Raw genomic sequence first — 26,159 nt, 5'->3', positions numbered from 1 at the left:
CGCTGCTCTGTTGGACGCGAACCGAGGAAAGACGATGTCAAAAGTGTTGACCATAGAAGATGACGAGATGACCGCGCGCGAAATCGTGCGAGAGCTAAATAGTCGTGGCTTCACCGTCGATTGGGTTGCGGACGGCCGCGAGGGAATGGCGCGCGCGTTCAGCGATGAGTACGACGTCATCACCCTCGACCGCATGCTACCGGGCGCCGACGGCTTGACGATACTTAGGACGATGCGCGGCATCGGCATTCAGACGCCCGTGCTCATGCTGAGCGCGCTGGGCGACGTCGACGAACGCATTCGCGGCTTGCGCGCCGGCGGCGACGACTATCTCACCAAACCCTTCGATGCCGACGAGATGACAGCACGCATAGAAGTGCTGCTACGCCGCCGGCAAGTGCAACCGGCACAATCCGAGGCGAGCTTGCGGGTCGGTCCTCTCAAACTCGATCTTGTCGCACGCACGGTTACACGCGACGACAAAGAAATCGTGCTGCTCCCCACCGAATATCGTGTACTCCAATACATGATGCGCCATGCGGGTCAGACAATCACCCGCACGATGCTGTTCGAAGCAGTATGGGGCTATCACTTCGACCCGGGCACTAATCTGATCGATGTTCACATGGGCCGTCTGCGCAAGAAAATCGATCCGCCTGGCGTGCAACCATTGATCCAGACCGTACGCGGTTCAGGATATTTACTTGGCTAGCGGCATCTTGAGCGACCAGGCATTCTCCTCGCAGCCGGTGCTGGGCGGCCGCTGGCATTCAACAACCTTGCGCATTGTGACAGTCTACGCGGCGATCTTCTCCGTTTCTGTCATGCTGCTGTTAGTGCTGGTGGAACGTTCGGTCACGTTCGTCATGGACCGCGAAACCGATGCAGTCCTCCACTGGCAATTGATCTATTTCGACACCACTCCCGCCGACAGTCTCGCCGACGCCGTTCGCCAGCGTTCTGAACACGAGCGCATGCACCCGAACTTTTACGGCCTGTTTGCTTCCGACGGGCGGCATCTGGCTGGCGATATACTCGTGCGCCCGCCTGGTGTCCCCGTTAATCGCGTGGGGTTGACTCTCGGAAACAAACTCGCACTCGGAGCCAACGAAACGGCCCCAATGGTTCGCGTCATGGCCGCCCAGCGCGCGAACGGCGACACGCTGGTGATCGCGAGAGATCTTACGCATGTCTTGCGCATACGGCAGACCATGATCATTGCGCTGATCGGCGGTGGTCTTTTTTGTCTCAGCGCGGGCGTCATTGCCGGACTAGCACTGAGCGTCAGACAGGCTCGACGCCTGAAAGCAATCCGCCGCGTGACCCAACGTATTGCGCAACGCGGCGACCTCGGACAACGTCTGCCGACCGGGGGACGCGATGAAATCGATATGCTTGCTCAGTTGGTCAATCACATGCTCGCCGAAGTCGAAAGGCTGATGAACGAGGTGAAAGGAACCTGCGACGGAATCGCTCACGATCTCAGAACGCCTCTTAGCCATATACGCACGTCGTTGATGCACATTGACGAGCGAATAGCCGGACTACCGGACGCCGAGCTGAACAAGCTAGTAAATGACGCACGGCGCGACACGGATGCGCTGCTGGAGCGCTTCCGTGCGATGCTGCGTATCTCCGAAATTGGAAGCTTGCAACGTCGCGGCGGTTTCGAGGAAATGCAACTGGCCTCGCTTTTGAGGGAAGTCGGCGAACTCTTTGAACCTCTGGCCGAGAGCCGGTCAATCGGCGTCGTCACACAAATTGCGAGCGTCGGCACAACGCATGCGGACCGCGCGTTGATTTTTGAAGCTCTCAGCAATCTGCTTGACAACGCGATCAAGTTCACACCGGATGGAGGCACCGTCAGGCTCGAACTCATTCGGACGTCGCGCGGCCCGCAGATCGATGTCATCGACAGTGGTCCGGGCATTCCAGCGGATGAACGCAACGCGGTCCTGCAGCGCTTTTATCGCAGCGACCGGACGCGACATCTGCCGGGTTCCGGCCTCGGGCTGAGCATCGTCTCGGCAGTCGTGAATGTGCATGACTACTCCATGCGCATCAGCGATGCGAACCCGGGCACGCGCGTGACGATTCAGTGCTGGACCAAAACATTGACATGACCGATTTTCTCAATCAGCCCCTAGCACTCAACAGTTCATGCGTGTCCTACTAGTTACCGGTACACAACCCGAGGCCGCCTGGCTTCAGAAAGCCCTGATCGAGAGCGCGCACAGCCTCGAGCACATCGACGATCTGAAGGATGCAATCTTCCTGGCAGGGCAGGAGCGCTTTGACGCAGTGATTGTCATGTCGACAGACGTTCCGCCGTATGCGTGCCTGCTAGCTGCCCTACCGAAACTCGCGAGCGAAAGCCGCGGTGCACCGATTATCGTGGCGCTCGGTGCGGCTCACGCAAAGGAAAGGACGCAGGTACTGCGAGCCGGTGGCGACGCCTGCTTCTGCTATCCGCTGTCTTTCATTGAATTGCACGAGCGCATGCATGCATTGCGGCGCGTTGGCTCTGAGGCGGTCCAACGCGAGGGACAGGTGCCCGTGTGTCCCACATTCGATACTGCCACGCGGGAACTGGTGCTGGGGGTACAGCGGCTCTATTTAACACGCCGCGAATCCATGCTGCTTGAATGCCTGCTGCGCCAGCCGAATGTGCCTGTGTCACGCGCCGATCTGATCCGCTATGCGTGGCCCGATCACGATGACGTCGCTGCTTCGAGCGTCAATCTTGTCATATCGCGTCTGCGTCGCAAGCTCGCGCCGCATTATCCGGATGTACACATCGATACATTAAAACGCTACGGCTATCAGCTCACGCTCACGAAGGGTTGACGAAAGTTGCCGGTAGATCTGACACATCGTGGCTTTCCCGCTTCTTTCCTCTTCGCATGTCGCTGACTGTACGCTTCCCGACCAAGGGAAGCGCACTCCCTATGATCCACCAAAGTAGACGTTGCAATAGCTTGGTGGACCCACACATTGGTCGGCGACCTTCGTTGCGTCCGCCGCGCAGCCGGACAGCAGACCGCTAGCAACGGTCGCCAGAATCAAGGCCATGCGGATTTTCGTGAATCGGCTTCGCTTCATCTCGGCTCCAGATTACAAGCGTTTGTAGGACACGAATCTCAGCCAACGACGTCATCGTGCCGCCGTTGGCCAAGGCGCTTTGCTACGTTACGGGTGCGCATAGATCGTCGAGTTCAGATAAGCGAGTTGCCCATCCTGCTCGGCGTGCACCAGTTCTTGATAGACCTGAGCGCGGGTCTTTGGCGCCACCGGTTGACCATATGGCGGCACCCACTGGCCACTGGCCGCGCCCGCCGATGTGACATTCGACGCGACCTGAGCTGCCTGACTGCTCACTTGCGCGCTACCAGCGGAACCGGCCGGAGCCGACTGTGCAAAGGCCGTTGCGGCCGACAGCGTTCCAGCGAGAACGATCGCCAATGTGATCCGTTTCATTTTCTGATCCTCAACATTTAGGTTAATTAGCCGGTCGCTGCGCGTTTTGACTCACGAGAACCGGTTGAGGATCAGCATAACCAGCCACCTTTATCGGATGACTACCTGAACGATGAAAATTAGTTTATCGAAGACATAGTGTGCGATCACGAATCGCTGAGCCCTTGCGGATCGGAACATTAAAGGAATTTTCATTCAATCGATCGCTTTTTATCATTCGCAGCCAATCGTGTCCGAATACATTCCCGCGAGTCGCTCGCATCGAGGCGCGCACTCGCGCCCGAAAGCGCGGCAGACCTATCTATCCCTAGGAAAATCACATGAATAAAGCATTGGCAACAGGCTGCGCGGCGCTAGCGGCGGTACTCGCGACAGCCGCGCACGCTCAGAGCAATGTCACTCTCTACGGCACGCTCGACACCGGTATCGACTATGTCAGTAACCAGAAGACAGCCAACGGTCAGGGACATAACAACTGGATGATGGTGAGCGGCAATCTCAACGGTGACCGCTGGGGGCTGCGTGGCACCGAAGATCTGGGCGGCGGCTTGCACACGGTGTTCGATGTGGAGAACGGATTCAACATTACCAACGGCAAACTGGCTAATGGCGGAGACATCTTCGGGCGGCAGGCGTGGGTGGGATTGTCGAGCAACACGTGGGGCACAGTGACCATGGGGCGCCAATACGATTTCCTCGTCGACTTTGTCGCGCCTTTGTCGGCGACCGGCTCCGGCTTCGGCGGAAATATCGCGGATCACCCATTCGATAACGACAACCTGGCTAACGACTTCCGCATGAACAATGCGGTCAAGTACCGCAGCCCGGATTACCACGGTTTCAAATTCGGCTGGGCTTACGCATTCAGCAATGCGGCTGGCGGCTTCAGCAACAACAACGCATTCAGCGCCGGCGCCGCATGGTCGCGCGGCCCGGTCGACCTGGCAGTCGGATATTTTCAGGGTAATCATCCAGGCGGCGTCGACGCGCCCACCGACACCGGTGGTGCGATCAGCAGCAGTGACGGCGACGCGATGCTGACGGGAGCGCGTCAACGCATCCTCGGCGCAGCGGGCCGTTACGCGTTCGGGCCCACCACCGTCGGCCTGGTAGTCACGCGCACGATCATGGACGACCCGGCTCAAGTCGCGCAAGGCGGTACGTACGTCGCTCTCAAGGGGGACCTCTTGACGTTCACCAACTACGAACTGAACGCGCGATATGCGCTTACGCCGGCCCTGAGCCTCGGCGGCTCTTATACCTTCACCGATGGACATTTCAGCAGCGCGAGCGGCGTCGCATCGCCCAAATGGAATCAGGTGATGCTGCAAGCCGACTATGCGCTGTCGCACGGTACAGACGTCTATCTTGAAGGGGTCTATCAGCATGTGTCCGGCGCCAGCGGCATCCCGGCGCTCGGCAACGCTTCTATCTTCACGCTGGCACCGTCGGCAGGCAATCAGCAGACCGTGGTCGCAATGGGCTTGCGCCACCGCTTGTAGACATCTGTCTTTACTCGCGTTGTGCATGACGAGCAGGACGCATCGCTAGGAATCGCTCCAAACCGCTGCGAGGCATCCTGCTCTGCGAATCGTGACAGTTCACTTCATCGCTGGGGGCTTGGGCGTGTCGGCGGGTTCGTTGGCCCATCCACCTCCTAACGCGTCTATCAGTGCAGCGGAGGCCATCAACTCGCGAGTTTGCAAATCCAGCACCGAGGTTTGCGTTTCGAGTTCCATTGCCTGCGCAGTGACGACATCCAGATAACTCACGACGCCATCGCGATAACGCGACATCGACAACTCGAGCGTACGCTGCGCCGCCGAAAGCGCGCGTCCTTCTTTCGCGGACTCGTTGCCCAGGTAATGCAACTGCGAAAGCTGATCTTCCACCTGCTGTAACGCCAGCAGCACCGTCGCCTTGTACTTTTCACCATTTTCTGCCAGCTTTGCCTGCGCCTGCCGCGTGACGGCCGCTCGCCGGCCGCCGTCGAACAGGGTCACCAGCAGGCTCGGACCGATCGACCACATCTCGTTAGGCGCTGCCAGCCACGGGGATAAAGTTGTGCTTTGATAACCGCCGTCAAGACCTAACGACACATCCGGGAAAAATGCTGCTTTGGCGACGCCAATCTGCGCGTTCGCCTGGGCGACGTGGCGCTCGGCAGCCGCAATATCGGGCCGACGTTGCAGCAGCGCGAGAGGCACTCCAGCTGGGATCGACGGCAAATACGTCGGGGCGACGGCGGGCGCCAGAGAGAATTTTGAAGCCGCTTCACCCGCAATAGTCGCGATCGCATGCTCGTACAAGGCCCTTCGTGCCGACACATCTTCAACTGACGCCCGTGCCGATTCAAGCTGGGTTTGAGCACGAGACACATCGAGATCGGATGCGATACCTCCGCCGTGCCGGCTTTCAGTCAACTGCAATGCATGCTCATATGTGCGAACAGTATCCGCCAGCAATTCCTGCTGTTGATCGAGACCACGCAGATGGAAATACGCCTCAGCAAGCTTTGCCTGCAAACTCAAGCGCAATGACTCGATGTCGTACTGGCTCGCCTGCTCGCCCGCCTTGCCCGCGGCAACCTCATTGCGCACCTTTCCCCATAGATCGAGGTCATAGTTGAGGCCGGCATCGACAGTCGCCGAATTGTAGAGCGCTGGTTGAGTAGCGCCCCTCAATGGCCGGTTGTCGGACTGACGCGAGCGTGAGAACTGCGCATAAGCGCCGATGGTGGGAAAGAGGCCAGCGCGAGCCTGGTCCAGATACGCTTGCGCCTGGTCATGCCGAGCCATCGCCGCGGCCAGGTCGGGGTTAGCGCTGGCCACCCTGCTTTCCAGTTCATCGAGGACCGGATCGCGATACACAGTCCACCACTCACCGCGCGGCATACGGTCGGCAGGCTGCGCGAGTTGCCATCCGCCGGCCTCCTTGAACGCGCTCGGCATGGCCGACGGCGGCACCTGATACGGCGGCGCGAACGAACACCCGCTCACCAGCGCTGCGGCAATCAGAACCGTGCATACGCGACGCCTAACCATGACTGCGCTCCGCGTCATTGTGCTGTGTCAGCGCGGTCGTCGCGGATGTCGAAGCAAGTCGCACTGGATCGCCGTTTGCCAGCGAATCAGGCGGGTTGTCGATCACCCGGTCGGTGGCAGTCAAACCCGATGCAATCACAATCTTGGTACCCAGGTCGGTCGCGACGCTCACCCGCTTCAGCATTGCGTGATTGCCCGGACCGACCACCGCCACTTGCAAACCGCTTTCCCGGAACATCAGCGCGCTAGCAGGAATTGTCATTGCATGCTTGTCCGTGGGCAGTTCAAAATGAACTTCGGTGTATTCGCCCGGAATCAGCACGCCGCTGGAATTGTCGACTGCCAATTGCACCAACAGCGTCCCTGAAGAGGGCGTGATGGAGTCGTCCGTGTCGACAAGCTTTGCGGAGAACTGCATGCCGGGGCGTTCAGGCACGGTCAGACTCGCGACCAGGCCGGGCCGGATCACGGCGGCTTCGTTCTGCGGGACGCTGACGTACACGCGCAGTTGCCGCGCGTCGGAGACGGTGAACAACTCCGGTCCGTTGCCGCCGCCCGCGCTGATCAACGCGCCGACATCGGTCTTTCGCGCGGTCACGACCCCATCGAAAGGTGCGGTGATCCGTTTGAACGATTCGAGGGCCTCCAGCCGCGCAACATTCGCCTGGTTCGCTGCCACCATCGCCTGCTTTGCCGCAAGGTCACTCGTCTTTTCGTCTGTCTCCTGCTGCGATACGGAGTCCTGCTGCAGCATCTGGGTCCACCGGCGCGACGTGGATGCCGCGAGCGTTTCGTTCGCCTGTGAGGTGCGCAGATCGGCACGCGCCTGAGCGAGTTGCTGATCGAGATCGGGTGTATCGATTTCGCCCAGCAACTGCCCGGCCTTCACGTGCGCGCCAATGTCCGCATACCACGCATGCAGATAACCGGACACGCGCGCATAGATCGGTGCCTTCACATAGGCCGACAATTGGCCTGGTAAGACTAGCACCTGCGCAGAACCATCATGCAACGGCGGGTTGGCGACGACCGTTGGAATCGCCTGCGCGGCCGACCATTTGGCCATCTGCTCCTTTGCATGAATGCGCGTTGCGATGCCGGTCGCTGCAACCGCTGCGGCAGCCAGCAGAGCGACAACTCCTGCGAGTTTGAGAGGCCGCAGCCGCCGCGGCGCTGCTATGTCGATGTCAGTTGACATGGATGACTCCAGGTTCGGAAGATGAATGATCGTGTGACTCGCGTTGTGGTTCGCTCGGCCCAGCGTCTTGGGGGGCGGCGTCGCGCCGGTGCACCAGACTGAAAACGACAGGAACGAACAGCAAGGTGGCGCAGGTGGCGCAGATCAGGCCACCAATAACGGCTCGCCCGAGCGGTGCGTTTTGCTCGCCGCCGTCGCCGAGACCCAGCGCCATCGGAGCCATGCCGATGATCATCGAGAGTGCCGTCATCAACACAGGGCGAAACCGCGCAAAACCCGCTTCGAAGGCCGCTCGCAGTGCGTCGTGAGTCACCGCGAGCCGTTCGCGTGCGAAGCTGACGACCAGCACGCTATTTGCAGTTGCCACACCCATGCAGAGGATGGCGCCAGTGAGGGCAGGCACCGACAGCGGCGTGTGCGTCGCAAACAGCATCCACACGATGCCAGCCAGCGCCGCAGGCAACGCCGAGACGATCACAAAGGCGTCGCCCCACGAGTGAAAGTTGACGACGATCAGCAGATAGATGAGCACGATTGCACCGACGAGGCCGAGTAACAGCCCGGTAAATGCGCTATTCATAGTCTGCACCTGACCGCGCAGTGTGACCGTCGAGCCTTTGGGCACATCTTTCGCTGTGGCACGCACGATGCCGTCGATGTCGCTCGCGACCGCACCCAGATCGCGGCCCTGCGGAGTGGCGTAAATATCAAACAGCGGCTCGATGTTGTAATGCGATACCACCGCGCTGCCGACGCCGCGCGCGATGCTCGCAACACCGCCCAATAATTGCGACCTGCCGCTCGCGTCCGTTATCGGCAGGTTCTCGAGACTGGACAGCGATGCCATCCAGTATTCGGGGGTTTGCGCGACGATCGGATACGAAACCCCATTGTTCGGATTGAGCCAGTAGGTGGCCGCCACCTGGCTCGTACCGGCGAGCGTTGCGACGACGGAGTCCGTCACATCCTCTTCGCTAATGCCGAGTCGTCCCGCGTGAGAGCGGTTCACCGCGATTGTGAATTCCGGGTAATTGACCGCCTGCTGAATGCGGGGATCGGCAATGCCGGAGATCATCCGCACCCGTCGCAACAGTTCGTTCGCGTACCGATGATTGCCGGCCTGGTCCGGCCCGGCGACCTGCAGATCGATCGGTGCCGGTGCGCCGAAATTCAGGATCTGGCTAACGATGTCCGCCGGTAAGAAAGAGAAAGTCGTACCCGGAAATAGGTGCGGCAGCACTTCGCGCAGCTTTGTCACATATTGAGCTGTTGGCGCGTGATTCTCGCCTAGCGAGATCATGATGTCGCCGTCCTGCGAACCGATGGTGCCGCTGTTGTTGTATGTCAGGTTGATACCGCTGACTGGCAGGCCAATATTGTCCACCACGCTGCCGAGTTGACCCGGCGGAATAACCTGGCGAATGGTGTTTTCAACGTGATCGAAAATACTTGCCGTATTTTCGATGCGTGTCCCAACCGGCGCGCGCACATGCAAGGAGATCTCGCCCGCGTCGATGTCGGGAAAGAAGTTCCGTCCGAGCCACGGTGAAAGCAGGAAGGACACGCATACGACGGCCAGTACGCCGACCACAAAGCGCTTCCGGTGCGTCAGCGCAAGCCCGAGAAGCACGCGATATACACCGCGCACGCCCTCGAAGCGCCGCTCGAAGCCGCGCTGGAAACGGACGAACGGATTGCGCGAAGTCGGACGTTCCGAGATGCTGCCATGAGGATCGATTATCGCGGCGAGCTCACCGCTTGCATGTCCGCCCGACGCATGAGGCGAGAGCAGGTACTGCGCCATCATCGGCACAAACGTGCGCGACAGAATGAACGAAGCGATCATCGCAAACATCACGGCTTCCGCCATCGGCACGAAAAGAAACCGCGCAATGCCATCGAGCAACAGCATCGGAACGAACACAATGCAGATGCACAGTAATGAAACCAGTGCGGGCGTGACGATCTGCTGCGCGCCGTCCATGATCGCCCGCCGCACGTCTTTCCCCTGTTCCAGGTGCCAGTTGATGTTCTCAATGGTGACCGTCGCGTCGTCGACAAGTATTCCTACTGCCAGCGCGAGCCCGCCTAGCGTCATCACGTTCAGCGTCTCGCCCATCGCGGAAAGCGCCGCCACTGCCGCAAGCAAGGCTAGCGGAATCGACGCCGCGATGATAAGCGTCGAGCGCCAACTGCCGAGGAAGAGCAGGATCATGGCGGACGTGAGGGCCGCTGCAATGACGCCTTCACGCACCACGCCGCTCACGGCACCCTTGACGAACTTTGACTGGTCGCCCATCGTGACCAGCTTCAATTGCGGGGGAAGCGAAGCTTCGACGAGCGGCAGTTTCGCCTTGACGCCAGAAATGATGTCGAGTGTCGAAGCGGACCCGTTCTTCAGGATACTCATTAGCACCGCGCGGCGGCCGTCCACCCGGACAATATTGGTTTGCGGCGGATATCCGTCCCGTACATGCGCGACATCGCGAATGTAGATTGTCGCGTCGCCGTCCACTTTCACAGGCAGCGCATTCAACTCCTGCAGGTCCACTGGACTATTGTTCAGCTTGACGTTGTACTGGAATGCACCGACCTTCTGCGTACCGGCAGGGATGATCTGGTTCTGCCGGGCAAGCGCCGCCGCGACGTCTTCCGCCGACAGCTTTCTCGCCTGCAACGCTTTGGGATCGAGGTCAATTTGCACCTCTCGCGTCTTTCCGCCGTATGGCGTCGGAATAGCGACGCCCGGCACACTCAGCAATTGCGGGCGAATCGCGTTTGTCGCATAGTCAGCCAGTTGCTGCTCGTCAAGTGTGTCGCTTGTCAACGCCAACTGCAATACGGGAACAGTCGATGCGTTGTAGTTGAGGATCTGCGGCGGAGTCGTACCCGGCGGCATCTGTTTGAGCACGGTCTGCGAGATCGATGTGACCTGCGCCGTCGCGGTCCGGATGTCGACCGTTGGCTGGAAAAATATCTTGACGATGCCGTATCCCGTGAACGACTGGGATTCAATATGCGCGACATCGTTAACTGTCGTGCCGAGCGTGCGTTCGTAATAGGTAACGATTCTGCCCGCCATGTCGTCAGGCTGAAGTCCCGTATAGCTCCATACGACGCTAATCACCGGAATGCGTATGTCGGGAAAAATGTCCGTCGGTGTGCGCAATGCCGATAAAGGGCCCAAAAGTAGAATGAGCATCGCGAGCACGATGAACGTATAGGGCCGCGTCAACGCCAGCCTGACCAGTTTCAACATCGGAACAGCTCCATTCAGGAAAGCGCATGGTCATCGCGCGCAGGCATCGGTATGCGCTTGATGCATGGCACGCGTGTTTATGAGGGGATTCTGAACGTAGGGCGCTAACAGGGTTCTACCTCGAACATTAAGGAACTTTTAGTTAGCGAGACTCCTATGGACGAGAGCTCGAGGCGGCACCGGAGAGGTTGGGGACGCTTGTACGCATTGCTGCCCGCGGCGGGGCCTTGCGACTTCCTCTCGCGGAAACCGCTTCACGTACAGCGCATCAGCCTGGTCGCATGTCGAACGGCAGACAGGCGGCGTTTGAAGCGTGATGCGACTCAGTGATCACCCGGATTGCCGTGAAGAACTGAACACCTCTCACGCAGCCGGATGGACGCGCAGTTGTCAGGTGCAGTGCTGAACTTGCCGCCAGGCCTCATTGAAAGACGGCGGCTTGACATTCAAGCGACCGCCTTAAGCGATGACGTACGATCCATTGCGCGGTAATGGTCCACCGCAAAGTCTACGAAGCTTCGCACCCTCCTCGACAACAGGCCCGGCGACGAATACAACGCGCAAAGATTCCGCGCGCCGCTGCCGACACTGAACTGTTCGAATAGCTCGACAAGCGCGCCGCGTTGCAATTCCGACTCAACGATCGAACGAGGTAACAAAGCGATTCCCAAGTGGTGCGTGCATGCGGACTTCAGCATCGCATAGCTGGACGACGCAATCCCGGCAGATGCGGTGACGCGTGAAACCCGGTTACGATCCACGAACTCCCAGCAGCGAGCGCCGCTTCCTGACCGGTACAGCAGCGTGTGTCTGGTCAGATCCGCGGGGGCAACTGGCGTGGCGTGCCTGGACAGGTACTGAGGCGATGCGACGACAATCTGTGGGATACGCAGAAGCGGCCGGCAAACGAGCGCTGAGCTGAATAGCCCGGGATCGTCCGAAAAGCAGACGTCGAAACCACCTTCGACCATGTCGATATGGACATCGAAAGTCGTTACCTCGAAAGACACGCCAGGATGCAACTCACGGTAGGCGGCAACGAGGCGTACGAGTCCGCCGTCAGCGAAGGTTGCCACGCTTGCAATCCGGAGCGCCCCGCGCAACTCCCGGGTCGACTGTATGAGGGACGTTTCCATTTCGTCCAACTGCTCGATAATCGCGCGACAGCCCTCGAGATAATCGCGACCTGCCTCGGTTAGCGACAGCGTGCGCGTGGTCCGGTTGATCAAGCGCGTATGCAGATGAGCTTCCAGCAAGCCAATGCTGCGCGTGACCGATGCTGCTGACACGCCAAGCTGCCTGGCCGCCAGATTGAAACTGCCGAGGCCGACCACACGGGTGAAGACGCGCATCGCCTGAAGCTGATTCATGATGCCATGTCCATGGTTGAACGATGCATGCATCATTGCTCGCTTCCCCTAAAGTGCCCGCTCCAGGTTTATGAAGCCTTTTTTAGTTTTGCTTCGCGCCGACACCAACGCTAAAAAAAGTAAGTCAAGCGAAGGGGTACCCAAATACAACGGCTTGCGCTACCGCAACACGTCTTTCTATCGGCATTTTCCACGCCGAGAACGACTCGCGCGCTTTGTTCCACTTTCCTGAATGCTCGATTTCATTTTCTTGTGAACGGTAGCAATTCTCGCTGCCTAGACTTGCTTGCCTGTCGAGTCGAGCGACCGAAATTGCGTAGGCAGTCTCGAGATCGATCGTCTGCGGCTCCCGGCAATATCATGCGGACAATCCTTAAATAGCGAGTCAAAATGAAAAAGTCGAACTTGGCGTGGGCAGCTTTCGCCTCCTTGACGCTGGTCACCGGCGTCGCGCATGCACAATCGAGCGTGACACTCTATGGGCTTCTTGATGAGGGCCTCAACTTCACGAGCAACGCAAACGGACACGGCACGTATCAAATGAAAAGCGGTGACACGTACGGGAGCCGTTGGGGCTTGCGAGGCGATGAAGATCTCGGTGGCGGTCTGAAGGCGATATTCAAGCTGGAAAGCGGCTTTGATACAAACAGTGGACAGGCAGGCCAGGGCGGGCTTCTGTTTGGCCGTCAGGCGTATGTAGGATTGTCGTCCGATCAGTACGGGACCGTCACGTTCGGGCGTCAGTACGATACGAGCGTCGACGATCTTGGCTTCGGCGGCCTTACCGCAGCCGGAAATTATGCTGGCGATGTGAACGCGCATCCGTTCGACAACGACAACGCAGACTGGGACTTCCGCGTGAACAACGTTGTCAAGTATGTGAGCCCGACATACCGTGGCCTGACTGGCGAAGCGATGTACGGTTTTAGCAACCAGGCGGGCGGGTTCGCAAACAATCGCACATGGGGCGCGACGTTGAATTACCAGAACGGTGGTTTGACGATGGCGGCGTCCTATCTCAAGCTCGACAACCCCGGCGCGAACTCAAGCGGCTCGGTTACCACCAACTCACTGTTCGACGCTTCGTCGCAGCAGGATATCGGCGTGGCCGCGTCCTACCGCTTTGCCCATTCGCTGGCCGGGCTAGCCTATTCGCATGTCGACGTGTATGACCCGACTTACAACACTTATCTCGGGGCAAGTGGTGGGCCCCCGGGCGGCACATGGAATTCGTGGAAATTCGACAACTTCGAAGCGAATGAGCAGTACTTCTTCCGACCGGACCTGTGGCTCGGCGCAGCATACACGTTCACGGTCGCCCACCTTCACTCGACGAGCGGTTCCTTTACCCCCAAATGGCACCAGGTCGGTCTCACGCTTGACTACGATCTGAGCAAGAGCACGTCAGTCTATGTGCAAGGCGCCTACCAGCACGTCGTCAGCGCGCACACCGGCACTAACTTTGACTATGCTTATATCCCCGCCGCGGCCGCCATGTCTACCAGTGAGAACCAGATGGTCTATCGCGTCGCCATGATCCACCGCTTCTGACGTGGCGAGCTATCGCACGCACTACGAACGATGACGTTTGAGCCCAGCGCTCCGCAGAGTGCTGGGCGAAATAGCGTTCAGTCATTCCCTGCCGCGAAATGGGCATTAGCCGCCTGGTGGTGGCCGCAAACGACGCAGCGGTGCGGCGGGTATCGCGCCAATGCTGATCTAACCGCGAGCGAGCCCATGAAGCTGCATCACGGCATGCCGCGCTTTCGAATATGGCGACTCGCCAGCCCGGGCCAACTCGACTCGCCTCATGCGGCGAATGAACAGCGGGCCGCCTGGCTCCCCTGCAACTCGACCGGCACTTCGGCATCAACCGGATCTCGATGCGCCAGCGGCAACCGCATTTAGCCTCGCCGCTGCGCCGCGGCCGCTTGCCAACCGGTGCGCGCTTCGGCCCATTCCGCCAGCATCGGCACATCCAGGTCGTCGTCAGCGGCACCCGCCAGTTGTGCGCCAATCGGCAAGCCGGCCGGCCCGAACCCCACGGGGATGGTCACGGCCGGCACACCGAGGAAGGAACGTGCGAGACGTGCGGATCGGCTGCATCGGCGCCAGTGACGAGCGCCAGTGCGTAAGCTATATCGGCGACGCGCGTCGCGAACATGCCGGCGTGATCGAGCGACCACGCGAGCGGCAACACGCCCGTGCGCGCGATCGCGCCATAAGTCGGCTTGAACCCGTCGATGCCGCAGTACGCCGCGGGCCGGATCACCGAGCCTTGGGTCTGCGTGCCGAGTGCGAGCGGCACGATGCCCGCCGCCACCGCCACCGCGGAGCCACTCTACGAACCACCCGGCGTGAACCCGCCATTGCACGGGTTGACGGTCGCGCCCGGCTGACGTCACGCGAATTCGGTGGTCACGGTCTTGCCGATAATCGACGCGCCCGCCGCACGCAGACGCGCCACCACCCACGCATCCTGCTCGGGGCGTCGGTCCTTGTAGGCGGCTGAGTTGAATTCGGTCGGCATGTCGGCGGTATCCAGAACGTCCTTCACCGCGACAGGCACGCCCGCCAGCGGCGCCGTCGCATCGGCGGCATTGACTGGCGCGGCCTCCGGCAAATAGTCAACACGAATCTAGCTTGCCGGAGTCAGTCACAAGCCTGCCTCTGCGACGGCCCACACCCTATCTCTTCTTATCTTTCCTGTGCCGGATATACGCGAGCGGCATCTGTGCCGGTTGGGCCGAACCGGTCATGCGTCAGACCGGTCTCCACACGGCAAAAAAATCGATTGGCGCGAACATTCCTTGAGGAATTGGGGGCATCGACGCCCTGATGAGAGGCGGAGCGAATCACAAATCACGCTATAGACTTTTCGCGCTGTCGCCGCCCGTAACCTCGATTTCGGAGCCGGTGACCATCGCGGCGGCGTCCGAGGCAAGATATACCGCCGCAGGCGAGATGTCTTCCGGCTGCACCCACCCGACTCCAAGCGGCATCGTCGCCGCGCGGCGGTCCCACGCCTCCTGCGGCGTCAGGAAACCGTTCGGTTTGTGGTAGCCGGTCTCACCGACGCTTTCGGTCAGTCGCTTTTCGTACAGCGTCAAAGCGGTGGCGACGAGCCCCGGTACCACGGCGTTGACTGTAATGTTGTAGCGACCGAGTTCGAGGGCGGCCGACTTCATCAGCCCGAAGATGCCCCACTTGGACGCCGCATAGCTTGCTGCGTCTTTCGTACCGTGCCGTCCCTGCATCGAAGAAACCACGATGATGCGGCCATAGTTGCGCTTGACCATCATGGGTGCGAATGCTCGGATAGTATTCGCGGTCCCGTTCAGGTTATTGTCGATGACGTCCGTCCACTCGGTGTCCTGGAGGTCCAAAAGTGACTTCCAGTACTGAATGGCGGCGTTGGCTACCACGATATCGATCTTTCCGTAACGCTGTTCGATGCGATTGGCCGCGGCGCGCAACGCGCCGATGTCTCGGATGTCCGCGCGAATTCCTTCGGCACGGCGCCCGTACGCCTGGATCATGCTGACTGTCTCAGCAAGCTCTTGCGGCGTGGCCGGTGCTGCATCAGAGGCGGTACTGACCGGTCCCGAGATGTCGAGCGCAATGACGTCCGCTCCATTTGCCGCGAACTCGACCGCAATGGCGCGACCGATTCCGCGGGCCGCCCCGGTAACGACCGCAACGCGTCCCTGCAACCTGGAATCTCGGCCAGCGATGATCGGCCCGGCCGTCTTATCCGCCGGCGGCACCGGCACGGGCAGCCCGTCCATCGTCGGTGCACCGCCGAGCGACTTCTGAGCTTGCGCGACGCCTGACAGCAACATGCCGGCTGCGGCCACGCCGCCGCCAACAATCAGCTTTCGTCGCGAGCGATCGGGATCATCGAGGTCCATGTCAGATTTTCTTTCTTTCGTTACCAATTCAATGCTCCTTTCGGATAGGGTTCGGGCAGCGCGCCTCGCCTATGACGGCGCGTGACAGAAGGTCATGCCGTGGGCGACGAGGCTGCGATGTGCAGACCCTGAAATCGGAATTTTTAGAGGACCGGCGTAGCGCGAATTAAATTCGGAAGACTAAATCTCGTGGTCCGGACTCAGAAAGCAGCTCGCCGGGCAGTTGGCGCGGGCGTGCCCCAAGCCGACATGTCAGGAGCTTGCCGGGGCGTCCTGGTTTCCCTTCGCGGACGCCTGCGTTGCCGGGGCGCAATCGGCAACGAACTTTGCATGCAAGCGCTCCTCCGCCCGCTCGAGTTGGTTCGGATACTGCGGATCATTTCTGGCCGGTTGGTATCCAACCGATTCGAGTTCCGACAATTCCCGCATGATGTCGCCATGTGTTATGCCCGCTTTGGCCGTTACAAAGGGATACGAGTGACATTCGTCTGCCGAGAATTTTTCCGCTGCGCTTGCGGACACGCTAATTATCATCAAGGCGATGATTGAGGTTAGTTTGAATCGGCTGTTCATATCGAGCTCCAGGCTATCGCAACTTTGAGAAATCACAAACCGCCGTCGTCATCGACTATGCGAGCCCGATGCCCGACGACGCGAATGCGTGCCGTCACGATATCTGGTCGGTCAGCGCGTTTCGCATCCCAAACGTGAAGGTTAGTTAATCAAAACTGGCTGCGATCCGCGGGAAGCGCCAGCTGTCAAAGCACTTTGCGTTACGTACGACAGCCCGTGCCGGAGAGAGAGCATTTAACGAGGAAATAGCCGTGCTCGCGCGGTTCAGAAGTTTAAAATTTTCCGTAATGAGACTTCGGCTGATTGCAGCTGGGACGCAATGTGTAGGATTCGCTGACAGTCAGGTCAGCCAAAAATCCTCGCCAGAAGCTGCTGAACCGTTCCGTCGTTCCGAAAACCCGCAGATTCAGCCTCCGGAGTGCTGAGTGCCGGGTAGGAGCCGAAGAGCGCCTCGACTCGCGGATTCGGTTCGAACGTCACCAAATCGGACCAGTCGACATTGAAACGCGTCGAAAGCGCGTCCAGAACTTGTTTGATAGAAAGTTGCAGAACGGGCATCTGATACGTGGAGGCACGCAGGATGGAAGTGTCAGCAGTGGCGGCGTGAAGCAGGTTGTCAACGCACCGCTCTCGCGAAATCCACCAGCCAGTTGCCTCCCTGGACACCGGAACGGTGATACGTCGACCGTCGCGAAGCGCCCAGAATATGTCGCTCATGAAGGCGGATACGAGTCCAGATGCGCCCGGCGGCCGAGCGACGACGCCAGGCAAGCGCAACGAGCAGCCAGTTAGCGTTCCCCTGCGGATGGCGTCAGCGAGGGCGAGTCCGGTGATAAGTTTGTGCGTCCCGTAGGACGTAGCGGGTTTTGGCGAGACATTTTCACTCATTGGCGATGGAAGCGTCTCGCCGTAGACCTCGATGCTGCTTGCAAAGACAAACCGAGGAGGAGCGGCTTGCGATGCGCTCTTGTCGATAAGTTTCAGCGTCCCGTAAAGGTTGACGCCTCGTCCCAGCGCGGGGTCTCGCTCCGCCGTGCCGCCCGGTACGCTGCCGAGGTGATATACCGTATCCACGGAATCTTCGAACGATTCACGTAGAACGGCCTCGTCCGAAAGCGACCCGCTAACAACTCGAACGTTCGGGTGAGAGGTCGCCTCGACTGACATGTCGAGCAGAGTAATGCGCGCATGGGCTAGCGTCGCATCCGACAACAATTTTTTGGACAGTGCGGTGCCTACAAAGCCGCCGGCTCCGGTTATAAGAATGTGCATAGTCTATTTGTCCCGCGTCGCTCGCTGGTCCGAACCAGCGCGCCAGACCTGTTGGTCGATGACGCCGAAAGGTCCGGGGGCGTCTTCCTGAAAGCGCGCTTCCATGGACACGCGGTCACCAAAATTCATGAAACGTGTGCTGGCAGCGCCATTGTCAATCATCTCAATCACGCGTCGCTCAGCGATGCATGCTGAACCGATAGCGCGCGCAGCATTCGAGACGGTGCCCGACCCGATGATGGTTCCCGCCGAAAGTTTGCGAGTCTTTGCAGCATGTGCAATCAGTTCGCCGAAGCTGAAGTTCATCTCACTTCCGTGCGGGTGGCCAAACCATTTTCCGTTCCACGAGACATGCAGATTCATTGCCACACGTCCATCTTTCCAGGCGGGCCCCAATGTATCGGGGGTCACTGCAACTGGAGCAAAGCTGGTTGACGGCTTCGCCTGCAGGAAGCCGAAACCAACCGTGTGCGTTGTGCTAATTGCAGCAGCATCTGCGCTATAGCAGCTTCGACGCTGCCTTGATTCGGCGTATCTGTTTTTTCTTTAGAGCACGCAGGGCCGCTTTCGCGTCGACTCCATCGGGCAGCGACGCACGGTGTGCGTCGAGAAGGTCGCGGCTCGCGACGACATCATTTAGCGCGCCAAAACGCTTTTGCAGCTGCTTCAGATTTTTTAGACTTTGGCGCTGCTTCTTTTTTAGCACGGGCTCGAAGAACTCAATGAGGTATCGCACTTTTTTTCCGGCTTTGCGTACGTCGTGGTATGAGCTGTAGTCGGAGCTGCTCGCTTTCGACGCGCGATGCATCCGCTTCTTTAATTGGTCTTGTGCCGCCGTTACTCTTTTCTGCGCGAACTTCGTGAGCGGCGTTCGCGCGGAGGAGGTACTCAACTCCCGGTTCGCCTCGCTTACTGCGTCGTGCAGGGTCTTGTCGAGATGGGAGTTTCTCAGCGTCTCGGCGCTTTTCTCGGCCGTTTCATTCCGGTTTTTCTGAATGCGCTCAACAAAGTCTCGTCGCCGTCATTTTCGACGAGCGCGATCAGTATGTCCCAATCGCGTGTGTTGCCCGCCGCACTCGCAAGAGATTTGAAGAGCTCACGCTGCTCATTGTCAAATTTCGCATCCAGCATCGGCCGATAGGCCCAAAGCAAAGTTCGCAGCCGACGCAGTGCTACGCGAAGCCTGTGTAGCTTCTCGGCGTTGGCATCGTTCCCGAAGAGCAGCTGCCTCTTCGATGGCTTCAGTGACCAACGGGTTGGCATAGGTGGCGAATTCGCCTCCGCCAGCGTGTGGGGGCCGCGCGTATGGGTGCCGCCGTCTGTAGTCATGGTCGCTTCCTCGCCTTCCAGATACGCGAGTTGCGGCAAGAACCGTACCCAACCCTGGATGGCTTGCCGACCGGTAGGCGCGGCGCTTGCTCACCACGATTTGCGGCGCTTGCACCATGTCTGGACCGTGCGTCGTAACTTTCGGAGCCGCGTATGGATGAGCAATCGGATTCGGGAAGCGGTGCAGTGGCTGACGACAATAGCTCGCCATGCTGGGTCCCGTGGGCCCTGCTGCGACCCACGCAGGGGGCAATCGGCTACGTCCAGGTACTGGCGAAGGCGGCGAGCTATCTTGAGCTTAAACCTGAAGCAAGACGTGCATTCGCCGCGGAACAGGCCATCGCGGTTGTTCATGGGCCGACAGGGTCGCTCCACGTAGTTGACCATCATCATTGGGCGCGCGCATGGTTTGACATGGGCCTGCCGGAAGCGCCGGTTCGCATCAGGGAAGATTTCCGCGGCTTCACGGAAGAGCAATTTGTGAAGACCATGTCAGAGCGAGGTTGGTTGCACCCCTTCGATGAACACGGGCGGGAATATCCGCTCTCTGACCTGCCTGAGTCTGTTGAAGCAATCCCCAATGATCCCTTCCAGAGCCTTGCTGCATTTGTAAGAACCGCAGGCGTTTTTGAAAATCCGGGTGAATTCAATGCCAAATTCGCGTGGGCAGATTTCTTGAGAGGGCATGTTGCCCTGCGCCCGGCGACGGTGGATGGATTTGCACTCATGCTTGCGGAAGCGTTCGCAGCCTCCCGGCTACCCGAGGCGAGTCAGCTTCCCGGGTTCGTACCAACCGCGGGTCACGAGCATGACTAAACGTTATATCCTGGAGGTCTGTTTTGAGGACGAAGGCTTGCTCGACCTCGCCGGTGATGCAACCTACACGTTAGGGTCGTTCACTGGCGAAACCGACATGCAGGTCAGCGTGTTCGAGACACTCGATGAGAATCTCGCCGCTGAATGGACGCACATACTTGACGCCGAAGACCGGGCCTATGTCGCGCGGGTGATGGAGGGGAACAACCTCGTTTCCCAGCAATGTACGCGGAATCCCGGTTGGCGCGCAACGTAGTAGCGTCCCAATGTTCTGTCCGACTGAGACACGGTCTTGCGGCGAGCACGTGTCTGCCGTGGTGTGAGTTCCTGTCGATGTGCTTTTTTCATGTGGTTGAATGGCATTCGAACGGTCACCTGTTTGCTCCCATTACAATGCGACGACTACCGATGGGGTGAAACGCAGAGGCATCAATCTAACGCGCCGCGGGTGCGACGTGTGCCGCAGCTTGTCTTGCGTTCGTCTCCATCGACGAAAGGTGCCTCGCTGATTACGGGCGGTACCCGCCCTCCACTTTCCCGCTCTTGGGCGTTGAGATGCATGCGTGCTTGTTGTGCCGATTCATGTCGGCCGCCGCACTTGCCTGATGACCAGGCCGTCCGCGCACTTTCGCAATCGGACGGGCTCGCTGAATGCAAGTCGCGAGGGGCTTGGCTCCGTCGGAAAGCATCCAGGGCAATGCATCAGTGCAGACGCATTGCGTGCGTCACGGGTTCAAGTAAAGCATTCGACGTTTTCCGGCGTTGACAGAAAGGGCTCTGCCATCGCTCGCGATGTTGCCGCGCAGGCTGATGCCGTTTAGGAACAGCCGTTGCTCATATGTTGCAACGTAAATCATCAGGAGCTTGAAAATGGCTAACCAACCTACCGAACAACGCGCGAGCGACGACAAATCCGAAAAGGACGTCGATGCAGCAGTCGAAGATACGTTCCCCGCGAGTGACCCGCCGTCGACAGGTGGAGCGACCAAAATCGGCAAAGACGAGAATACTGGAACGCAGGCAGACAGCGACGTGCCAGGAACAGAACCGGACGAAGACGTTCCCGACGAAGAGACACCTCCAGAGCCGTCTCCCGGCGACGAGCCGCTCGGTGAGAAGGCACCGTGAGCGGTCAATCCGGGTGTGCAACGAAGGACGAGGCTCGCGCGATTTGCGGCGGGCCCGCCCGGGCTGGCAGTAAATGTATTCGATGGATGTGTCGCGCACATGCAGTGTCCACTCGACCGCTGACGGCGAGAAGATACATCGTGCGGCATAAACGGCCAGCAGAAGCGGCGTTGGCTCTTCTCCCGCGGCCTGTTAGCCGACCATGTCGTGCGGTGATAACTCCGCCACCTGCAGGTTTTGAAACGCAGCCGCAGGGTGCGCGTCGGTCTGAGCCGCGGCAGCTAGTATCGCTGTACTGAGGCCAAATTCTGCCGCTCTGAAATCAGTTGCGAAACCGAGGTTAGCAACTGCTCAACGCCCCCCCTGATTTTGAACAAAGGTTGCGCGGGCACCGCCGCACGCCGCCCTCGCAAGCGAAGGCGCAACCCCGTTTCTTCCAGTACGGCATTTGTGGTTGCGAAAGGGAAGAACTCGGGCGTGGCTGAACCGTAACGTAGCGCCGGTTAATCGGATTAAACCTGGCCCGGTCTTCGACCTATGGAACCGGGCGTACTGGACCGGTATACGCGCGCCGGCTGCGGATGCGGCGTCACGTCTCCTTGTCCTCGCCCAGTTCGGGATGCAAGCGAACATGCAGGCGCGCGAGCCAGCGCCCCGGAAAGATGGGACGAATCCAGCTTATGCGAGGCGGAGTGCCCTCCACAATCACATAGCGCTTCTTGACCGCGGCCCTAAATGCCCTGCGCGCGTCGAGAATGACGCATCGATAGGTGAGTAATACGGTCGCCGCGCCATACAAATTGAGCGCGGTGGGCGACACAGCGTCCGCGCTCAGATCAACAGTAGCGGAAAGCAGCAGCGCGCTGACTTGTGCGATGGCACCTGCAATAAGGGCTACCGTCAGTTGAGCCTTGAGTTTGGCTTTGAGCGCTGATTTCACACCAAGCCTCGTTACCCCTGAGCGACTTTCGCCGTTTGAATGCGACCGCACGACAGGACGATTCGCAGACTGGACTGTGCGCGACTCAGTACGGCTCAGTGAGGAGACGATGGTTTCAGGACCGCGCATCGGCTCGATGGGCCGACGACGAGCGGCTGGTCGCCTGCCGTGCATTGTCGCGTCCATTTAAGATTGTCCCCTCAAATGTTTGCTACATCGAAGTTTCTTTCGGACCTCGAGGCAACGTTATTTCTGGATTTCAACTTTCGAACGCTCGTGTAGCCGAACGGCTTACTCTGCCCCACTCGGGTTGCATCGCGCGGGCCGGGACATCGCTGAACTGGCCGCAGCCGCGCACGCCAACCCCGCAAAACTGGTTTTCCTCGTGGCCTGCGCGTTGCACGCCCAAAGCCATACCCGCAGACGCATCACGCAGTGAACCTTGGCTCGCTGCCTCTCTCATCGAGGAAAATCATGAGGAATCGTCGAACAGGACAGGCGCACCCCGCAGCGCGCGACACCGATAGGGATAAGCCGGGCACCGACAGCCCGGGCGCCTTCGGCGCGCGACACCGCAGCGCCACTCTTGCAGTCAGAGGATGACGACGGATTGGCCGACGAACACGGGCCGGGATAAGATGCGACGGGACGAAGCGTTGCGCGGAAAAAACCGGCCTGTTCGGGAAGAGGCAGCGAGTGGAGATGTTTGATGGACGACCGATTTGACAGACGACTTTCCCACAGCTGATAGGCCCTTAAACGAATCTTCTCTTCCCGCGAATCGTTATCCATTGCATGGCTCCTGGTAGGTTCCCCCCACCAGCTACTCATCAATTTGCACAGCGACCCTTTCGGTGAAAGGCGAGCAAGAGCGAACGAAAGAACAGACCAACTCAAAGTCGGCGAACATATGAAAGCGTTCCGGACGCTATCCTGCGCTCCCGGCAACCTGCCGCGTAACGCTTCCTAACCGCGAGCCTGACCTTGCAGATTGCGGGGTACACGGCCGACAGCACCACCTCGCATCCGGGTTTTCACTTTCCCGCCCATCGTCCGCATTGTCGCGCAGCATCCCAGACCTTTTCCAGACCGCATATGAAAGTTGACGACGCGGGATGGGGCGCCTCAAACCCGACCAATGTGAGCAGGCACCGTGCTTATTGACCGCCATACTCCGCGTTTATGCGGTCGAGTTCGCCCGATTTACGCGCTTGCAGCAACTCCTGCTTGACCTCGGCCCGGGTCTTTCCCGTTGGAGCGCCTGCGTCACTCCTCGTGGCGGGCACACCACCCAGCGAATCTGAGGAAGACACGGTGGGATTTGTGGGCTGCGTTGCAGGTGCCGTGCTTTGCGCGTGGGCATATCCGAATGCGAGAACGGCGGTGATAGCTGCCGCGACTTTGAGCGGTTTCATATCCATGTACTCCACAAAGTTCGATTGGTTTGGTTTCTTTGAAACGACCACCAGAATCGCTATTTCAAATACGGTCTCCTAGGACTATCCCGTCACGGCCAAAGCGGTCGGACGGTCATCCAAATTTCGGCATGCGGGTCAAGCTGGCGTCGGCGACCTCAGGCGTGGCTAGCTGCCCTGATAGATATCGCAGGTCAGGCCCACCGTGCACGCGGCACCGTTTCTAGCTTTGCCACTGCCGCTGCTTCCGCCGGGCTGGGGTCCGTATCCCAGGTCAGGGGTGCGGTCCATAGTCGTGGCCGGCTGAGCAGTTGTCATGGGCTGCTGGGCAGACGACGGGTCAGTTGTGCCCGACGGTTGCATTTGCTGGGAGTGGGCGGCGCCGGTCGCAGCGAGCAGGGATACCGCACTGACTACAGCTAAAAGTTGCACTTTCATCTCGTCACCTCTTTTTCGTCAACGGGTTGCGAATACCACGACCCCGGAATAACAAGTTCATGTGCAAGTTGCATTAGATCTTCTCTCGCTCCTTGCGGATTCCTGCTTTCGCTCCACCAAATGCGATACAGCGGCGTCGTCTCCGACGCCGTTTAACCGAGCAGATGCGAAGCTGGCTTGTGGCACCGTTTGTGCCCAAAGCCGGACTTATTCGATGACTACCTGGGTAATGACGCGAGGCTGGTACCGGGCGGGGCAGAAGTATGCGCAATGAGTGCGCCGGTGACAGGACGTTGTACGCCCATGACCAATAAGACCGCTGCTGCGTTTATGTTATAGAACGCCAAGGTCGTGATTGACAGTGGAATCGACAATCGGCAAATCAGGGGGCGACAGTCGCGCCTGGTCGCTCGCACTGCCATCGGAAGCAGCGACACACCTGTCACCCGCCGCATCCAGCAACCCGAGGCCCCGTATATGCAGACAGCGCAGCGCAATCCGGCGTCGCGTCATGGGGAAACGTCTCATGAAACACACAGCGCCACGGGAGCGACGTGTGCGGCAGCTTGCCTTGCGTTCGTCTTCATCGTCGAAACTGTCGACAAAATTGGCCTCGCTGATTACGCGCGGTACCATCGCCAGACTTTCATGTCCTCGATGGTCACCCCTTGGCCGGGGATTCCACGGCTTCCGCCGACTCCAGAAGCGACTTCGATTTTGTCCGTACCAGGACGTTGCGATCGGGCATGATATGGCATGCGAGCCGCGTCCCCGGCTTCATGCCTAACGCTTTCCTGACCTCGGCAGGCACGGTGGTACTGCCTCTGGTTGTCAGTCGCGATTCAGCCATGAACTTTCTCTTGTACCAACTCTTTCCCACGCTGCCGACTCAGCTCGCGTCCTTGAACCCATTGTGCCGTGGGAGAGCTAACACGAGAGCGCAACTTCGTGAGCTTGCCCTGCGGTCTTCCGGCGTCCACTTCGACAGGTATGCCGCCGGCACAACCGGAGCAGACTTCTACGACGTCGCGCGCCTCGACGCAGTCACGAGCCGGGTGACGGAGTGCGAGAAAAAAAGTCTATCGGTTCGGCAGACAACCCGCATCTCACTGCGGCGAGCCGTCCGGCCGCCGGTGGCAGACACTTAGGCCCGGTGGCGGTTCCGCGATCGACCCGCCAATGCGCGGCACCACCCACAGTACGTCACGCTTGGCCAAGCTCGCGCACGCGCCGGCGAGGCACTGTCAGGTTATCGGACAGGCGGCGGCAAAATGATGCAATGAAGAAGACGAAATCGCTTTATCAGGGCCACCGGTTCCCCGCTGTCGTCATCAGCTGTGCGGTTCGCTGGTATTTCCGGTTCAGCCTGAGCCTGCGCGACATCGAGGAGTTGTTGCTCGAGCGCGGTGTCGTAGTCACATACGAAACGATCCGTTGCTGGTGTGACAAATTCGGCGCCGGATTCGCTCAGCGCGCCAGGGCGGTGCGGCGCAAGCCGGGAAGCACGTGGCACCTCAACGAAATGTTCGTGAAGCTGCGCGGCGAGCCGTATCTGTTATGGCGTGCGGTCGACGAACATGGTGCCGAACTGGATGTGCTGGTTCAAAAGCGGCGCGACAAGCCTGCGGCAAAACGCTTTTTCCGGCGGCTACTGCGTTCGAATCCGCGCCGCGCAAGATCGTTACGGACCAGCTGTGCAGTTACCCGGCAGCGAAGGCGGATGAACATCGCAAGATCACGGGTTTTCGCCCCCAGTTGCAGGCGGATTCGGATGGCCCAGATTTCCTTACGCTTCAGCGGCGACTTCTGTCCGGTTAGCTTGTCTTTGTTCCACGGCACGCGCGGCGCGCCGCTGTTGATGGTTGCTTCCCTGACGATTCTCCTTTCACGTGAAGGGAGAGTCAGTCTGCGCCAATCGCCGATGGGCGCTACGCGACCCATAGCCGCTATTGCGACCGTGTTGGCCAAAGGTCCGCTCTCGAGCGCACA

General features: G+C 59.6%; 22 protein-coding genes and 4 pseudogenes. 9 read left to right on the top strand and 17 right to left on the bottom strand.

The window, feature by feature from the left end; translation table 11 throughout:
- Positions 1–34: 34 nt before the first annotated feature.
- From HV770_RS33300 to HV770_RS33290, 3 genes are read left to right on the top strand one after another with little or no spacing between them, the layout of a single operon-like run.
- Entirely contained in the window at positions 35–712 is a 678-nt protein-coding gene (locus HV770_RS33300; protein ID WP_175165736.1) for a response regulator transcription factor, read from the top strand.
- A 7-nt stretch (positions 713–719) separates the two neighbouring features.
- The gene (locus HV770_RS33295) at positions 720–2,123 is read left to right on the top strand and encodes a sensor histidine kinase (protein WP_175165783.1); all 1,404 of its coding nucleotides are present in this window, start codon (positions 720–722) and stop codon (positions 2,121–2,123) included.
- A 37-nt stretch (positions 2,124–2,160) separates the two neighbouring features.
- Positions 2,161–2,847 carry a response regulator transcription factor gene (locus tag HV770_RS33290; RefSeq protein ID WP_175165735.1) on the top strand — a complete coding sequence of 229 codons (687 nt, stop codon included), beginning with the start codon at positions 2,161–2,163 and terminating at the stop codon, positions 2,845–2,847.
- A gap of 342 nt (positions 2,848–3,189) precedes the next feature.
- Here the strand turns inward: HV770_RS33290 and HV770_RS33285 are convergent, their stop codons facing one another.
- A complete protein-coding gene (locus HV770_RS33285; protein WP_175165734.1) occupies positions 3,190–3,477 on the bottom strand; it encodes a DUF4148 domain-containing protein in 288 nt (95 codons plus the stop codon).
- Between the two features lie 320 nt (positions 3,478–3,797).
- Here HV770_RS33285 and HV770_RS33280 point away from each other — a divergent pair, with 320 nt between their 5' ends.
- Positions 3,798–4,979 carry a porin gene (locus HV770_RS33280; RefSeq protein WP_175165733.1) on the top strand — a complete coding sequence of 394 codons (1,182 nt, stop codon included), beginning with the start codon at positions 3,798–3,800 and terminating at the stop codon, positions 4,977–4,979.
- Between the two features lie 99 nt (positions 4,980–5,078).
- Here HV770_RS33280 and HV770_RS33275 read toward each other — a convergent pair whose 3' ends face one another.
- The 4 genes from HV770_RS33275 to HV770_RS33260 all read right to left on the bottom strand — a co-directional run bounded on the left by HV770_RS33275 (position 5,079) and on the right by HV770_RS33260 (position 12,348).
- Positions 5,079–6,521: an efflux transporter outer membrane subunit gene (locus HV770_RS33275; protein WP_175165732.1), complete on the bottom strand. Its 1,443-nt coding sequence runs from the start codon at positions 6,519–6,521 to the stop codon at positions 5,079–5,081.
- Positions 6,514–7,719, bottom strand: a complete 1,206-nt coding sequence (locus HV770_RS33270) for an efflux RND transporter periplasmic adaptor subunit (RefSeq protein WP_175165731.1) — start codon at positions 7,717–7,719, stop codon at positions 6,514–6,516. Before HV770_RS33270 ends, HV770_RS33275 begins: the two co-directional genes overlap by 8 nt.
- Positions 7,709–10,978, bottom strand: a complete 3,270-nt coding sequence (locus HV770_RS33265; protein WP_175165730.1) for an efflux RND transporter permease subunit — start codon at positions 10,976–10,978, stop codon at positions 7,709–7,711. The genes HV770_RS33270 and HV770_RS33265 overlap by 11 nt, the downstream gene beginning before the upstream one ends.
- Positions 10,979–11,424: 446 nt before the next feature.
- Positions 11,425–12,348, bottom strand: a complete 924-nt coding sequence (locus HV770_RS33260; RefSeq protein ID WP_175165782.1) for a LysR family transcriptional regulator — start codon at positions 12,346–12,348, stop codon at positions 11,425–11,427.
- Positions 12,349–12,738: 390 nt separating this feature from the next.
- On the opposite strand from HV770_RS33260, the gene HV770_RS33255 reads away from it, so the two are divergent.
- Positions 12,739–13,899, top strand: a complete 1,161-nt coding sequence (locus tag HV770_RS33255) for a porin (protein ID WP_175165729.1) — start codon at positions 12,739–12,741, stop codon at positions 13,897–13,899.
- Positions 13,900–14,252: 353 nt separating this feature from the next.
- Here HV770_RS33255 and HV770_RS39085 read toward each other — a convergent pair whose 3' ends face one another.
- From HV770_RS39085 to HV770_RS39485, 8 genes and pseudogenes are all read right to left on the bottom strand, one after another.
- The gene (locus HV770_RS39085; protein WP_246291433.1) at positions 14,253–14,405 is read right to left on the bottom strand and encodes a hypothetical protein; all 153 of its coding nucleotides are present in this window, start codon (positions 14,403–14,405) and stop codon (positions 14,253–14,255) included.
- A pseudogene (locus tag HV770_RS33250) lies at positions 14,402–14,905 on the bottom strand (amidase family protein). Before HV770_RS33250 ends, HV770_RS39085 begins: the two are co-directional and overlap by 4 nt.
- 310 nt (positions 14,906–15,215) lie before the next feature.
- Positions 15,216–16,259 (bottom strand): SDR family NAD(P)-dependent oxidoreductase, encoded by a 1,044-nt coding sequence (locus tag HV770_RS33245; RefSeq protein WP_246291430.1) that lies wholly within the window; start codon positions 16,257–16,259, stop codon positions 15,216–15,218.
- Between the two features lie 252 nt (positions 16,260–16,511).
- Positions 16,512–16,832, bottom strand: a complete 321-nt coding sequence (locus tag HV770_RS33240; RefSeq protein ID WP_175165727.1) for a DUF4148 domain-containing protein — start codon at positions 16,830–16,832, stop codon at positions 16,512–16,514.
- A gap of 345 nt (positions 16,833–17,177) precedes the next feature.
- Complete coding sequence (locus tag HV770_RS33235; RefSeq protein WP_175165726.1) at positions 17,178–18,104, bottom strand: NAD-dependent epimerase/dehydratase family protein; 927 nt, start codon at positions 18,102–18,104, stop codon at positions 17,178–17,180.
- Between the two features lie 3 nt (positions 18,105–18,107).
- Positions 18,108–18,566: pseudogene (locus HV770_RS33230) on the bottom strand (fumarylacetoacetate hydrolase family protein); the annotation flags it as partial.
- Between the two features lie 37 nt (positions 18,567–18,603).
- Positions 18,604–19,056: a CHAD domain-containing protein gene (locus HV770_RS39490; RefSeq protein ID WP_281366282.1), complete on the bottom strand. Its 453-nt coding sequence runs from the start codon at positions 19,054–19,056 to the stop codon at positions 18,604–18,606.
- The gene (locus HV770_RS39485; protein ID WP_281366273.1) at positions 19,053–19,433 is read right to left on the bottom strand and encodes a CHAD domain-containing protein; all 381 of its coding nucleotides are present in this window, start codon (positions 19,431–19,433) and stop codon (positions 19,053–19,055) included. Before HV770_RS39485 ends, HV770_RS39490 begins: the two co-directional genes overlap by 4 nt.
- A gap of 153 nt (positions 19,434–19,586) precedes the next feature.
- Between HV770_RS39485 and HV770_RS33220 the strand changes: the two genes are divergently transcribed.
- From HV770_RS33220 to HV770_RS33210, 3 genes are all read left to right on the top strand, one after another.
- Positions 19,587–20,249 (top strand): ParB/Srx family N-terminal domain-containing protein, encoded by a 663-nt coding sequence (locus tag HV770_RS33220; RefSeq protein WP_175165725.1) that lies wholly within the window; start codon positions 19,587–19,589, stop codon positions 20,247–20,249.
- Positions 20,242–20,505, top strand: a complete 264-nt coding sequence (locus HV770_RS33215; RefSeq protein WP_175165724.1) for a hypothetical protein — start codon at positions 20,242–20,244, stop codon at positions 20,503–20,505. Before HV770_RS33220 ends, HV770_RS33215 begins: the two co-directional genes overlap by 8 nt.
- 614 nt (positions 20,506–21,119) lie before the next feature.
- A complete protein-coding gene (locus HV770_RS33210) occupies positions 21,120–21,377 on the top strand; it encodes a hypothetical protein (RefSeq protein WP_175165723.1) in 258 nt (85 codons plus the stop codon).
- A gap of 589 nt (positions 21,378–21,966) precedes the next feature.
- Here HV770_RS33210 and HV770_RS33205 read toward each other — a convergent pair.
- The 3 genes from HV770_RS33205 to HV770_RS33195 form a co-directional block, all read right to left on the bottom strand.
- Positions 21,967–22,317 carry a hypothetical protein gene (locus tag HV770_RS33205; RefSeq protein ID WP_175165722.1) on the bottom strand — a complete coding sequence of 117 codons (351 nt, stop codon included), beginning with the start codon at positions 22,315–22,317 and terminating at the stop codon, positions 21,967–21,969.
- A gap of 459 nt (positions 22,318–22,776) precedes the next feature.
- Entirely contained in the window at positions 22,777–23,109 is a 333-nt protein-coding gene (locus tag HV770_RS33200; RefSeq protein WP_175165721.1) for a DUF2934 domain-containing protein, read from the bottom strand.
- Between the two features lie 365 nt (positions 23,110–23,474).
- On the bottom strand, positions 23,475–23,732 hold the full coding sequence (locus HV770_RS33195) for a DUF4148 domain-containing protein (RefSeq protein WP_175165720.1): 258 nt from the start codon (positions 23,730–23,732) through the stop codon (positions 23,475–23,477).
- A gap of 1,717 nt (positions 23,733–25,449) precedes the next feature.
- Here HV770_RS33195 and HV770_RS33185 point away from each other — a divergent pair.
- Positions 25,450–25,845: pseudogene (locus HV770_RS33185) on the top strand (IS6 family transposase); the annotation flags it as partial.
- Positions 25,846–25,892: 47 nt separating this feature from the next.
- On the opposite strand, the pseudogene HV770_RS39915 reads toward HV770_RS33185, so the two are convergent.
- Positions 25,893–26,048, bottom strand: a pseudogene (locus HV770_RS39915) (integrase); the annotation flags it as partial.
- Positions 26,049–26,159 lie beyond the last annotated feature (111 nt).

Source organism: Paraburkholderia fynbosensis, assembly GCF_902859935.1.
Taxonomy (GTDB): Bacteria; Pseudomonadota; Gammaproteobacteria; order Burkholderiales; family Burkholderiaceae; genus Paraburkholderia; species Paraburkholderia fynbosensis.
This window is presented reverse-complemented; position numbering and strand designations above follow the sequence as displayed.

What these genes read in the sequence shown, in the direction of transcription:
- HV770_RS33300 (WP_175165736.1), top strand. Translation starts at nt 35, where the DNA reads ATGTCAAAAGTGTTGACCATAGAAGATGACGAGATGACCGCGCGCGAA.
- HV770_RS33290 (WP_175165735.1), top strand. Translation starts at nt 2,161, where the DNA reads ATGCGTGTCCTACTAGTTACCGGTACACAACCCGAGGCCGCCTGGCTT.
- HV770_RS33285 (WP_175165734.1), bottom strand. Translation starts at nt 3,477, where the DNA reads ATGAAACGGATCACATTGGCGATCGTTCTCGCTGGAACGCTGTCGGCC.
- HV770_RS33280 (WP_175165733.1), top strand. Translation starts at nt 3,798, where the DNA reads ATGAATAAAGCATTGGCAACAGGCTGCGCGGCGCTAGCGGCGGTACTC.
- HV770_RS33275 (WP_175165732.1), bottom strand. Translation starts at nt 6,521, where the DNA reads ATGGTTAGGCGTCGCGTATGCACGGTTCTGATTGCCGCAGCGCTGGTG.
- HV770_RS33270 (WP_175165731.1), bottom strand. Translation starts at nt 7,719, where the DNA reads ATGTCAACTGACATCGACATAGCAGCGCCGCGGCGGCTGCGGCCTCTC.
- HV770_RS33265 (WP_175165730.1), bottom strand. Translation starts at nt 10,978, where the DNA reads ATGTTGAAACTGGTCAGGCTGGCGTTGACGCGGCCCTATACGTTCATC.
- HV770_RS33260 (WP_175165782.1), bottom strand. Translation starts at nt 12,348, where the DNA reads ATGAATCAGCTTCAGGCGATGCGCGTCTTCACCCGTGTGGTCGGCCTC.
- HV770_RS33255 (WP_175165729.1), top strand. Translation starts at nt 12,739, where the DNA reads ATGAAAAAGTCGAACTTGGCGTGGGCAGCTTTCGCCTCCTTGACGCTG.
- HV770_RS33245 (WP_246291430.1), bottom strand. Translation starts at nt 16,259, where the DNA reads ATGGACCTCGATGATCCCGATCGCTCGCGACGAAAGCTGATTGTTGGC.
- HV770_RS33240 (WP_175165727.1), bottom strand. Translation starts at nt 16,832, where the DNA reads ATGAACAGCCGATTCAAACTAACCTCAATCATCGCCTTGATGATAATT.
- HV770_RS33235 (WP_175165726.1), bottom strand. Translation starts at nt 18,104, where the DNA reads ATGCACATTCTTATAACCGGAGCCGGCGGCTTTGTAGGCACCGCACTG.
- HV770_RS39485 (WP_281366273.1), bottom strand. Translation starts at nt 19,433, where the DNA reads ATGACTACAGACGGCGGCACCCATACGCGCGGCCCCCACACGCTGGCG.
- HV770_RS33220 (WP_175165725.1), top strand. Translation starts at nt 19,587, where the DNA reads ATGGATGAGCAATCGGATTCGGGAAGCGGTGCAGTGGCTGACGACAAT.
- HV770_RS33215 (WP_175165724.1), top strand. Translation starts at nt 20,242, where the DNA reads ATGACTAAACGTTATATCCTGGAGGTCTGTTTTGAGGACGAAGGCTTG.
- HV770_RS33210 (WP_175165723.1), top strand. Translation starts at nt 21,120, where the DNA reads ATGGCTAACCAACCTACCGAACAACGCGCGAGCGACGACAAATCCGAA.
- HV770_RS33200 (WP_175165721.1), bottom strand. Translation starts at nt 23,109, where the DNA reads ATGGATAACGATTCGCGGGAAGAGAAGATTCGTTTAAGGGCCTATCAG.
- HV770_RS33195 (WP_175165720.1), bottom strand. Translation starts at nt 23,732, where the DNA reads ATGAAACCGCTCAAAGTCGCGGCAGCTATCACCGCCGTTCTCGCATTC.